Annotated in this window: 8 protein-coding genes and 1 CRISPR repeat array; all 8 genes read left to right on the forward strand. The window is 67.0% G+C overall.

Annotated features, from left to right (window positions below; translation table 11 throughout):
* Positions 1-484 precede the first annotated feature (484 nt).
* Genes G448_RS0108855 through cas2e form a run of 8 tightly spaced genes read left to right on the forward strand, consistent with a single transcriptional unit; the run spans position 485 to position 9,657 of the window.
* Entirely contained in the window at positions 485-3,436 is a 2,952-nt protein-coding gene (locus G448_RS0108855; RefSeq protein ID WP_026407690.1) for a CRISPR-associated helicase/endonuclease Cas3, read from the forward strand.
* Positions 3,433-5,100 carry a type I-E CRISPR-associated protein Cse1/CasA gene (gene casA / locus G448_RS0108860; RefSeq protein ID WP_026407691.1) on the forward strand — a complete coding sequence of 556 codons (1,668 nt, stop codon included), beginning with the start codon at positions 3,433-3,435 and terminating at the stop codon, positions 5,098-5,100. Before G448_RS0108855 ends, casA begins: the two co-directional genes overlap by 4 nt.
* Positions 5,097-5,807, forward strand: coding sequence for a type I-E CRISPR-associated protein Cse2/CasB (gene casB / locus G448_RS0108865; protein ID WP_026407692.1), 711 nt, complete (start codon positions 5,097-5,099; stop codon positions 5,805-5,807). The genes casA and casB overlap by 4 nt, the downstream gene beginning before the upstream one ends.
* 2 nt (positions 5,808-5,809) lie before the next feature.
* On the forward strand, positions 5,810-6,937 hold the full coding sequence (cas7e, locus tag G448_RS0108870; protein WP_026407693.1) for a type I-E CRISPR-associated protein Cas7/Cse4/CasC: 1,128 nt from the start codon (positions 5,810-5,812) through the stop codon (positions 6,935-6,937).
* Positions 6,937-7,653, forward strand: a complete 717-nt coding sequence (gene cas5e, locus G448_RS0108875) for a type I-E CRISPR-associated protein Cas5/CasD (RefSeq protein ID WP_026407694.1) — start codon at positions 6,937-6,939, stop codon at positions 7,651-7,653. Before cas7e ends, cas5e begins: the two co-directional genes overlap by 1 nt.
* The gene (gene cas6e, locus G448_RS0108880) at positions 7,644-8,330 is read left to right on the forward strand and encodes a type I-E CRISPR-associated protein Cas6/Cse3/CasE (RefSeq protein WP_026407695.1); all 687 of its coding nucleotides are present in this window, start codon (positions 7,644-7,646) and stop codon (positions 8,328-8,330) included. The genes cas5e and cas6e overlap by 10 nt, the downstream gene beginning before the upstream one ends.
* Positions 8,331-8,332: 2 nt before the next feature.
* On the forward strand, positions 8,333-9,271 hold the full coding sequence (cas1e, locus tag G448_RS0108885) for a type I-E CRISPR-associated endonuclease Cas1e (protein WP_026407696.1): 939 nt from the start codon (positions 8,333-8,335) through the stop codon (positions 9,269-9,271).
* Positions 9,265-9,657: a type I-E CRISPR-associated endoribonuclease Cas2e gene (gene cas2e, locus G448_RS0108890; RefSeq protein ID WP_026407697.1), complete on the forward strand. Its 393-nt coding sequence runs from the start codon at positions 9,265-9,267 to the stop codon at positions 9,655-9,657. The genes cas1e and cas2e overlap by 7 nt, the downstream gene beginning before the upstream one ends.
* A gap of 56 nt (positions 9,658-9,713) precedes the next feature.
* Positions 9,714-11,327: a CRISPR direct-repeat array (repeat unit 28 nt; unit sequence GTAAACCCCGCGCGAGCGGGGATGATCC).
* Positions 11,328-11,330: the final 3 nt, after the last annotated feature.

An 11,330-nucleotide genomic window follows, 5' to 3' on the forward strand; every position in this document is an offset into this window, starting at 1 on the left:
CGCGGTGTGCTACTCTGCTTTCCGAGCTGAGGTGCGAACAGCAAACTAGCACACCTTAGCTCATGGAAACAGAAAGGAGGTGAACCCTATGACCACGATTCAACACGGTTCAAACGCGGACCGAAGGCCACCGAGCCCAGAAGAACTCCGCTTCCGCGCCGCACGGGTGCAGTACATGACTGCCTACGTGAACCTCGTTTGCTCCATTCTCATCCTCCTATTGCAGCGATGAGGCCGCTGGCGTCTGGCTGTGGCCGCAGCGGCAACTGCGGCCACAGCCAGACTACCCAGCACGACAGTCCACCTCCAAGTCAAGTCGGCGACCCGGCCCGAGTCTCCGGCTCGCCGAGTCGACTTGAACATCCCGCCAATCAGCCGGTCTCTCCAAATCTTTAGCGTAACGATTCGGACACAGCGAGCATGCCGGTGTGACGGAGGCAATAATCTATCCCGGTCTCCAGGAATCTCCAAGGAAGAAGTCCCGATGGAGCTCTCAACCCGCGCACGCTCCGTGTGGGCGAAGTTCGGCTACGACCCGGAGAGCGATCACTGGCTGCCGCTCTGGCTGCACCTGCTCGACGCCGCCGCGGTGGCCGAGCACCTTGCCCGACATTGGCTGGCCCCCACCACCCGCGATCTCATTGAGCGCGAGTTCGCGGACTCCGCCTCAGAACTGACCCCGGTGGAGGAGCTCTGCCTGCTCGCCTCCTGGATCGCCGGCGTTCACGACATCGGCAAGTGCACCCCGGCCTTCTCCGTCCAGGCCAAGGGCCTCGACGATCGCATGAAGGAGGCGGGACTGGCCCATGGGCCGATCGATCTTCTCGAGCGACGCAAAGTACCGCACGCCCTGGCTGGGCACCTGATCCTGGAGAACTGGCTCATGGACGAGCACGACTGGGACTTCGAACCCGCCGAGGCCCTCGCCTCCGTCGTCGGCGCCCATCACGGCATCCCACCCACCTCGGCGGCTCTCACCACCGACTACTACGGGCATGAGCACCTCCTCGGCGAGGATGAGGCGTGGAACGCCACCCGCCACGAACTCCTCGACCTCGTCGCACGACGCACCGATGCTGCGGACCTTCTCCCCCACTGGGCGCGGCACACGTGGCCCCAGCACTTCCTCGTCGAGCTGTCGGGATTGGTCATCGTCTCGGACTGGATCGCCTCGACCCAGGCCTATTTCCCGCTGCTGTCTCTTGAGGACGACGGTGCGCGCCTGCTCGCACCCGAGGCCCACGCGCTTCGCGTGGCCACCGGCCTGTCGCGTCTGGAGATCCCCGCGCCGTGGCGGCCCCGCGACGAGGGCGCCGATCCCGACGCTCTGCTCACCAGCCGCTTCGACCTGCCCGAGGGATCCCGAGCCACCGACGTTCAGGCGCGCACACTCCGGGCCGCCCGCTCCATGGGTCTGCCGGGCCTGCTCATCGTCCAGGAGTCCACGGGCGGAGGGAAGACCGAGGCCGCTCTCATGGCCGCCGAGGTACTCGCCGCCCGCACTCACCGCTCCGGGATCCTCTTCGCCCTGCCCACCCAGGCGACGACGGACGCCATGTTCTCCCGTGAGCTCGACTGGCTGGAGAGCATCGAGGAGGCGTACGCCGGCGAGGGCGCGCCGTCGGACTTCGCCGCTCAGCTCCTGCACGGGCGCGCTCGGCTGAACAAGGAAGCCCAGCAACTGCGACGCCGCGGTTACGAGATCCGCGACCGGCTCCTCGGATCACTCGACGACTCGACCGGCGAGACCCCACGCCCTATCGGGATCGGATGGGACGAGGAGGAGGCCCGGACGGGGCACGTCACAGGCGCTGAGGACCGCCGCAGAGCCGATCTGGCGATCCTGGCCTGGTTCAGCGGGCGCAAGAAGTCGATGCTGTCGGACTTCGTCGTCACCACCGTGGACCACCTGCTCTTCGGGGCGATGCGCTCCCCGCACCTGGCCATGCGGCACCTGGGACTGTCCCGCAAGGTCGTCATCGTCGACGAGGTGCACTCCTACTCCACGTACATGAATGTCTACCTGGACCGGGTCCTGACCTGGCTCGCCGCCTACGGGGTGCCGGTGGTGCTCCTGTCGGCCACACTGTCCGAGGCGCGCTGCTCCTCCATGGTCGACGCCTACCGGCGGGGCCTGCGCCTGGCGGCGGGAGAACGTCTCCACCGCCGTCCCGCCCCTGAGAGTGTGCGCACTCCCTTCCCCTGCCTGGTCACCGCTGGTGAGGATCGTACCGAGGTCGTCGCCACGGCGTCGGGACGGCGCAGCACGATCAGCCTCAGACGGCTCGCGAAGGACGCCCTGGTCCCGCTCCTGGAGGAGGCCCTCGCCGACGGCGGCTGCGCACTGGTGGTCCGCAATACGGTGCGACGCGCGCAGGAGACCTATGAGACGCTGCGCGAGCGTTTCGGCGAGGACGTCGGTCTCAACCACGCCCGCTTCACCATCGGCGACAGGCTCGCCAAGGACAAGGACCTCCTCGACCGCTTCGGTCCTCCGCGCAAGGCCGGAAGGCGCCCGCACCGGGCCATCGTCGTGGCCACTCAGGTCGTCGAGCAGTCCCTCGATGTCGACTTCGACCTGCTCGTCACCGATCTCGCGCCTATCGACCTGGTCCTCCAGCGCATAGGACGTCTGCACCGTCACCAGCGGCAGCGGCCGCCCCGACTCGCCACCCCCACCTGCTGCATCGACTGGCTGCCGTCGACGTCGTCCCCCGAGCCCTCGTTGGAACCGGGGGCCAAGGCGATCTACGGCGAGCAGGACATGCTCATGAGCGCGGCCGCCCTGGACCGGGTGATCAACGGTTCCGGCGTCGTCACGGTCCCCGACGACGTCCACGACCTCATCGAGGCCGTCTACGGCTCCGACGCCCCGATTCCGCCGTTGTGGCGGGAGGCGGTCGCCCACGCTCGAGAGACCCGAGCGACGGAGGACCGCGCGAAGCATGACGCGGCCCAGGGCTTCCTTCTCAACGAGCCCGAGCGGAGCGGGAAGAACTCCTCCCTGGTCGGCTGGCTGCATACGACGGCCTCCGACAACGAGGAGAAGGGGCACGCCCAGGTCCGCGACGGCGAGGACTCCCTGGAGGTCATTCTCCTGGACCTGCGCCGAGCAGGCGGCCAGGAGGAGTTGCGCACTCTGCCGTCCGCGCCGGAGGCGCCGAGCACCATGATCCCCACAGACTGCGCCCCGGACAAGAAGGTCGTGCGCGCCATGGCCCTGTCCGCCGTGAGACTGCCCCCGCGCCTGAGCAACCCGCGCAGGATCGACCAGATCATCGATGAGCTGGAGAAACGTGTCGTACCCGCCTGGCAGGCTGACCCGCAGCTCCGCGGACAGCTGTTCCTCCTCCTGGAGGACGGCCGAGCGCAGCTGGCCGACACCGTACTCGAGTACTCCCCATCCACCGGGCTCAAGGAGGTCCATTCCGAATGACAGCGAGTTTCAATCTTCTCGACGAGCCCTGGATCCGGGTGACCCGGCTCGACGGCGCCCCCGCCGAGGTCTCCCTTCTCGCCCTCTTCCGGGAGGCGACGGACATCGCCGGGATCCACGGCGAGATCGCCAGTCAGGACGTGGCCATCCTGCGCCTGCTGCTGGCCATCAGCCACCGCACCATGGACGGGCCGGAGGACCTGGACACCTGGAGGGAGTACTGGAAGGACCCGGAGCGCCTGGGGCGGGACGCCGCCGCCTACCTGGAGCGCTACAGGGAGCGCTTCGACCTGCGCGACCCGGACCGTCCGTTCTTCCAGGTCGCGGGGATCCACGCGGCATCGGGCAAGATCTCGGAGCTGGAGTCCCTCATCGTGGACGTCCCCAACGGCAACCCCTTCTTCACGACCCGTATCGCTCAAGGGCTGGAATCCATCAGTTGGGCGGAGGCGGCCAGATGGCTGGTGCACGTTCATGCCTTCGATCCGTCCGGCATCCGCACCGGAGCCGTCGGCGACCCGCGGGTCAAAGGAGGAAAGGGATACCCGATCGGTCCTGGTTGGACGGGGCAGATCGGCACCGTGACCGTGACGGGCGAGAGTCTGGAGCGAACGCTGCTCCTCAACACCGTCGTCTGCGAGAGACTCCCTGACCTGGCCAACGTCGATCCGGAGCAGGATCTCGCGCCCTGGGAGCGTGAGAGTGATGGCCCGGCGGGCTCCCACGATCTGGTGCCCGCGGGCCCCGTCTCCTGCTACACGTGGCAGACGCGCCGCACGCTGCTGCACGGCGACGACGCGGGCGTCACCGGCCTGTTCCTCGGCAACGGGGACAAGGCAACGCCTCAGAACCGCTATCTGGTCGAGCCGATGACCGCGTGGCGCTACTCCGAGCCGCAGACCAGGAAGTTCAAGGCGCCCGTCTACATGCCGCGCAAGCTGCCGACGGACCGGGCCTTCTGGCGGGGACTGTCGACCCTCGTGGCTCAGTTGAGCCCGCCGATCACGGTGAAGGGTGCCGGAGAGGTGACGCGGTACCGCTCCCCCGGTGTCGTCTCCTTCTACCAGGAGCTCATGCGCCGCAGGATCGTGCCCGCAAGCGGCCTCATTCCCCTGCACGCCGTCGGCATCGAGTACGGGGCCCAGGAGGCGGTCGTCACCGAGCTCGTCGACGACGTCCTGACGCTGCCCGCCGGTCTGCTCGACCCCGAGAACACGAGACTGCTCGCCATTGTGCACGATGCCATGGAGGAGACGGATCATGTCGCCTCCGCACTGCGGAACCTGGCCGGGAACCTGGATCGTGCGCGCGGCGGGAGCCCGGAGACGGCCTCGGCCGCGCGCGAGCATACCGGCGCCTCCTTCTACCAGGTTATCGACGAGCGCTTCCCCCGTTGGCTCGCCTCCCTCGATGGAGCGGACCCGGCCGAAGCTCGCGACCAGTGGCGCAGCCTGCTGCGCTCCGAGGCCTGGAGGCAGCAGGAGGCGCTCGCCTCCGCCGTGCCGGACACCGCCTTCGCCGGACGCAGGGAGGGGCAGGGACGGACGGACGTCGGCAAGGCGCTGTTCTTCTTCCGTCGCGCTCTGAACAAGGCGATACCGGCACCCGCGCAGCAAGACGTACCTGTTGAGAACAATAAGAACGCAGAAAGGACACCGGCATGACAGTGTCGGATACCAAAACACCCAGGGAGACCGACAGTGCGCCGCCCGAGTCACGACAGCGAGCACGCCGTCTCGCAGAGGACGTCGGCCGCCTCGTGGACTGGCGCATAGGCGGTCCACGCGGACTGCAGGCTCGGTATCTGCACAACGAATCACGAGCCCGTGGTGAGATGGCCGCCCTGCGCAAGGGGGCCAGTAGGGACTCCGGTGAGCTGCCCGAGATCTGGGAGCTCACGAGCGTCCACGTTCCCGACTATGCGGGAGATGCTCCCACGTGGGAGGAAACGGCCGTCCACACCGCCATGACGCTCTACGCCGTGCACCAGCAGTCGCGGACCGAGCCCATGTTCGCGCCCGGAAGAGGACTCGGACGCGCCGCCCGCAGTCTGATCGGTCCGCCGGACGAGGAGAACCCCTCGGCCCGAGCACGCTTCAACGCCCTGGTGACCTCGACGACCGTCACCGAGTTGCGCCACCACCTGCGGGGCCTCATCTCGTTGCTCCGGGCCCGGAATATCGCCCTGGATCACGCCATGCTCGCCGACGACATCCTCCACTTCCAGCAACCGGGCGGAGCGAAGAAGGTTCGCCTGGCCTGGGCGCGGCAGTACTACTCCCTGCCCGCCGAGTCCCCGCTCACCGCCGACGATGCCGCTCCGGCATCCGAGACAGACTCAACCACCACCTCACCGACCTCGGAGAACTGACTATGAGCACCTACGTCGATATCCACATCATCCAGAATCTGCCGCCCTCCTGCGTCAACCGGGACGACTCGGGCTCGCCCAAGTCCGCCGTCTACGGCGGTGTCCGCCGCCTGCGAGTCTCCAGCCAGTCCTGGAAACGGGCGACGCGCCTGTACTTCAACGATCTGCTGGACGCCGAGGACGTCGGCGTGCGCACCAAGCGGGTCGTCGAGGTGCTGGCCTCGACGATTGCGAAGGATGCGCCCGAGCTCGCGGAGAACGCCGCCGGGCTCTCCGAGGGCGTGTTCAAGGCGGCCAGGATCAAGCTCTCGCCTCCGCGCGGCAAGAAGGACGGAACGCAGGAGTCCGGCTACCTCCTGTTCCTGTCCACCAGCCAGATCGCGCGCCTGGCCGAGCTGGCCATCTCCTCGGCCCGCGACGGAGAGGCACTCGACGCCAAGACGGTCAAGAAGATCTTCAAGGAGGCGCACGCCGTCGACATCGCGCTCTTCGGCCGCATGGTCGCCGACGACACCGATCTCAACATCGACGCCGCCTGCCAGGTGGCCCACGCCATCTCCACGCACGCCGCCGAGAACGAGTACGACTTCTTCACCGCCGTCGACGATGAGAAGAACCGCTCGGAGGAGGAGGACGCCGGCGCCGGCATGATGGGCACGGTCGAGTTCTCCTCGGCCACCATGTACCGCTACGCCACCGTCAATCTCGACATGCTGGTCGAGAACCTCGGGGACGGCAACGTGGCGCTGCGGGCGCTGGAGGTCTTCATCAAGGGCTTCTGCCTGTCCATGCCCACCGGCAAGCAGAACACCTTCGCCAACCGGACCCTGCCCGAGACCGTCGTCATCTCCGTCCGCGATGATCAGCCCGTCTCCCTCGTCGGCGCCTTCGAGGAACCGGTGCCGGAGGCCTCCGGCCGCGGTTACATCGACCGTTCGGTGAGTGGGCTCGCCCAGTACGCCGAGACGATCGAGAAGAACTACGGGTTGAGGCCGCTGGACAGTTTCGTCGTCGCCCTCAAGGACTCCGACGCCGTCTTCTCTCTCGGTGAGCGCGTGTCCTTCGCCGACCTGCCCGGCCGAGTCCGCCAGGCCGTGGCTCCACGTATGAACCGTGAGGAGCGGGGCTGATGACCGTCCTCCTCCTGCGAATCGCAGGACCCCTGCAGGCCTGGGGGGTGAGATCGCGCTTCACCGTCCGTTCGACTGAGCTCGCGCCGACCAGGAGCGGCATCATCGGCATGGTGGCGGCCGCTGTCGGTCGTCGCCGGACGGACCCGATCGAGGACCTCCTGGCCCTGCGGTTCGGGGTGCGCAAGGACCAGCCCGGTCGAGTCATCAGGGACTTCCACACGGCACGCACCCTCGACGGCAAGGAATCCATGCCCCTGTCGAACCGGTACTATCTCGCCGATGCCGTTTTCCTCGCCGGTATCGAAGGCGATCGGCCCCTTCTGGAAGGAATCGACGAGGCGCTTCAGCATCCGGCCTTCCCGCTGTATCTCGGCAGGCGCTCCTGCCCGCCGACGCATCCCGTGTCCTTGGGCCTTCGGGAGGCGACACTGCTCGATGCGCTTCGGGCCGAGCCGTGGCTCGCCTCGCCATGGTTCCGGAAGCAGCAGCACAGTCATGTCTTCGACGCGGAGTTGCTCCTCGACCAGGAGGTCGTGCCCGCCGAGGAGCGGGGCGCGGCCCGGGGCAGTCGTGACGTACCGGTCTCCTTCGATCCACGACGCCGCGACTACGGTTTCCGCCAGGTCGAACGGCTCATGGCACGGGTTCGCGCTTCCCGACTCGACGCGCACGATCCCATGCTCGCGCTGGAGGAGGCGAACCAGTGTTCCTGACGAAGATCGATCTGGCCCCGGAGCGCCGCCTCGCGCGCAAGTACCTGGGTTCGCCCCAGGCCATGCACGCCGTCGTCATGGGCGCCACCGGGGGCAACATCGGGGACGGCCCCGGACGCGTCCTGTGGCGAGTCGACCGAGGTACGACGACGGCGCTGTACATACTCTCACCGCTGGAGCCCGACTGCTCCCAACTCGTTGCGGAGGTGGGGGCGGCTGGCACCCAGGCGCGGACCCTGGACTACTCGCCGTTCCTGGCCTCTTTGGATGCCGGACAACTGTGGGCCTTCCGTCTCGCGGCGAACCCGTCCTACTCGGCCTCCCGGGGACCGGGAGTGCGCGGACAGCGGTACGGGCACGTCACCGTCGAGCAGCAGCGGCAGTGGCTCGTCGAACGCGCCCCACGACACGGCTTCGAGCTCATGCCCGTGGACCACGTCGATGACGAGGGCAGCGACGGGGCCGTCATGGTCGTGCACCGGGAGCGCCCCGTTTTCAACCGGCGGCGGTCGGAGGGTGAAGGACGTGACCGCGTGACCATCAACCGGACCGTCTACGAGGGGGTTCTGCGTATCACCGATCCCGAGTCCCTGCGCCGTGCGCTCATTGCCGGGATCGGACGATCCAAGGCCTATGGCTGCGGCCTCATGACGCTCGCCCGGGTGCGACAGGACTGACCATGGTCAGAATGCTGCCGGTTCCCGTGACGGCGCTGCCTCGTGTCCAGGACCGGATGTCCTTCCTCTACCTGGAGCACTGCGTGGTGCACCGGGAGGATGGTGCCCTGACCGCGCGCAATGATCAGGGCACCATCCGCGTGCCCGCGGCCTCGCTGGTCGCCGTCTTCCTCGGCCCGGGGACGTCGGTCAGTCATCAGGCGATGAGCCTGCTCGGCGAGTGCGGGACGACGGCGGTCTGGGTCGGCGAGCGCGGTGTGCGCTACTACGCGCACGGCCGTTCCCTGGCAACTTCCACCCGCCTGCTGGTGGAGCAGGCGGCTCGAGTCTCCTCCCCTCAGAAGCGACTGCGGGTGGCCCGCGAGATGTACTGCATGCGTTTCAGCAATGAGAGCGTCGACGGGCTCACCATGCAGCAGCTCAGGGGGCGGGAGGGCGCTCGAGTCCGCGAGGTGTATCGCGAGAACTCCAGGCGCACCGGGGTTCCCTGGAGCCGACGCGATTACCGTCCCGACGACTTCGAGGCGTCGGACCCGATCAACCAGGCGCTCTCAGCCGCGCACGCAGCCCTGTACGGTGTCGTTCATGGTGTGATCGTGTCCCTGGGCTGTTCACCGGGGCTCGGCTTCGTCCACACGGGGCACGAGCGGTCCTTCGTGTACGACATCGCTGACCTGTACAAGGCGGAGACGACCATTCCGATCGCCTTCGACGTCGTCGCGGAGGGGATGGAGGACCTCACCGGGACGACGCGACGACGCGTTCGGGACAAGGTCTTCGAACTCAGGGTCATCGAACGGACGGTGAAGGACATCTACCGCCTGCTCGGGGTCGAGGAGCTGGAGGACATGAGCGTCAACGTCGTCTCCTTGTGGGACTACCAGCAGCGTGCTGTGGCCGGTGGATCGAACCACGCCGGAGAGGACGCAGGCGGATGGTAGTTCTGATCCTGTCCGCAGCCCCGGCCTCGTTGCGGGGCTCCATGACTCGATGGTTGCTCGAGGTCTCCCCCGGGGTCTTCGTCGGCCACCTCTCGGCTCGAGTACGAGACCAGTTGTGGGAGCTGGTCCGCGCATACATCGGGGAGGGGCGAGCGCTGCTGATCTGGTCGGTGCGAACCGAACAACGGTTTGCGATCGCATCGCTGGGGCACGAGCGCGAGCCGGTCGATATCGAGGGGTGCCTCGTCATGCGCACCCCGTACCGGCAGATCGAGGGATCGCAGGCGATCCCCGGCGCCGTCAAGCCGCCGAAGGAGTCGTGGTCGATCGCCGCGAGACGACGGCGCTACCGCAACTCGGCGGAGCGGGCGCTAGGTCACCAGTGAAGGTAAAAGCGGTCTGATAGGGTAGGTCATCGTTGGGATTCCAAGGATCCGCAAGTGTAAACCCCGCGCGAGCGGGGATGATCCCTGTGGGGGTGGAAGCCGCCTGGTCCTTCGGAGGTAAACCCCGCGCGAGCGGGGATGATCCGCGACGTGAGCCACTCGGAGCTCAAGCCCAGGAGTAAACCCCGCGCGAGCGGGGATGATCCACAGTCTTGCGCGGGTCAAGGTCCGGCGACCTCAGTAAACCCCGCGCGAGCGGGGATGATCCCGTCAACGCCCACCGTCTCGATGCGATTAATGAGTAAACCCCGCGCGAGCGGGGATGATCCGGGTGCGACGACGGCGAACGCGAACGACATTCAGTAAACCCCGCGCGAGCGGGGATGATCCCTCTACTAGGTTCCTACGCTGAGTCAAGTATTAGTAAACCCCGCGCGAGCGGGGATGATCCTTCAAGGACGACACTCCGTGGCTCGTCATGGGAGTAAACCCCGCGCGAGCGGGGATGATCCGTAAAGAGTGAATGCCTCAATTATTTCCTGCACGTAAACCCCGCGCGAGCGGGGATGATCCGTACAGAGTCTCATCGTCAAGACTCATGAACTTGTAAACCCCGCGCGAGCGGGGATGATCCCTCCCATCCAAAAATGAGACACAAATCACGCCTGTAAACCCCGCGCGAGCGGGGATGATCCGGTTCCTTGGCAGCAAGAAGAAAGACGCGATGAGTAAACCCCGCGCGAGCGGGGATGATCCCGCGGCTCTGGGCGCCGTCGCCGGTGGCCTCGCGTAAACCCCGCGCGAGCGGGGATGATCCGAAGAAAGACGCGATGACGCTTGTGAGGAGCGCGTAAACCCCGCGCGAGCGGGGATGATCCCACGCTCCCCGCAGCGCGCTTGCCCTCCCGGCCGTAAACCCCGCGCGAGCGGGGATGATCCCAGGGCTTGGTCTGCGAGTTCGGTGGCCAGCGCGTAAACCCCGCGCGAGCGGGGATGATCCCAGCCCCTCTCGCCCGTGTCGTCAGGGCCACGAGTAAACCCCGCGCGAGCGGGGATGATCCGTGAATCAGTGTTCACCTTTGTTCTCTTCGTACGTAAACCCCGCGCGAGCGGGGATGATCCGGTAAACGGCGCTGTCGAGGCGGGCGATGATGGGTAAACCCCGCGCGAGCGGGGATGATCCCTGGAGCACCGGATCGGAACCGGCGAGTGGCAGTAAACCCCGCGCGAGCGGGGATGATCCTGAGATAGTTCCTCGCGGCCTTATATGTCTTGAGTAAACCCCGCGCGAGCGGGGATGATCCCCAGGTACTGACAGGGTCGGTACAATAGGCGGTGTAAACCCCGCGCGAGCGGGGATGATCCCGGGCAGTGATTTGCCGGACAAGTTCATGAGTCGTAAACCCCGCGCGAGCGGGGATGATCCGACCCACCTCGTCACCGACGTCGCCGCCGGCGGGTAAACCCCGCGCGAGCGGGGATGATCCCAAGGCGCTCCGATTTTCTCGGGTCGTACCGGGGTAAACCCCGCGCGAGCGGGGATGATCCGCACACCATCGTGTTGGCGATGTTCTCAATCTTGTAAACCCCGCGCGAGCGGGGATGATCCGTGAGGGAGACCCGGTTCGGTAAGTTCATCTCCGTAAACCCCGCGCGAGCGGGGATGATCCGCT

The sequence above is a fragment of the Actinomyces gerencseriae DSM 6844 genome (genome assembly GCF_000429265.1).
GTDB classification, from domain to species: domain Bacteria; phylum Actinomycetota; class Actinomycetes; order Actinomycetales; family Actinomycetaceae; genus Actinomyces; species Actinomyces gerencseriae.

Coding starts and splice junctions, on each gene's coding strand:
- cas2e (WP_026407697.1), top strand. CDS start 9,265: ATGGTAGTTCTGATCCTGTCCGCAGCCCCGGCCTCGTTGCGGGGCTCC.
- G448_RS0108855 (WP_026407690.1), top strand. CDS start 485: ATGGAGCTCTCAACCCGCGCACGCTCCGTGTGGGCGAAGTTCGGCTAC.
- casB (WP_026407692.1), top strand. CDS start 5,097: ATGACAGTGTCGGATACCAAAACACCCAGGGAGACCGACAGTGCGCCG.
- cas1e (WP_026407696.1), top strand. CDS start 8,333: ATGGTCAGAATGCTGCCGGTTCCCGTGACGGCGCTGCCTCGTGTCCAG.
- cas7e (WP_026407693.1), top strand. CDS start 5,810: ATGAGCACCTACGTCGATATCCACATCATCCAGAATCTGCCGCCCTCC.
- cas5e (WP_026407694.1), top strand. CDS start 6,937: ATGACCGTCCTCCTCCTGCGAATCGCAGGACCCCTGCAGGCCTGGGGG.
- casA (WP_026407691.1), top strand. CDS start 3,433: ATGACAGCGAGTTTCAATCTTCTCGACGAGCCCTGGATCCGGGTGACC.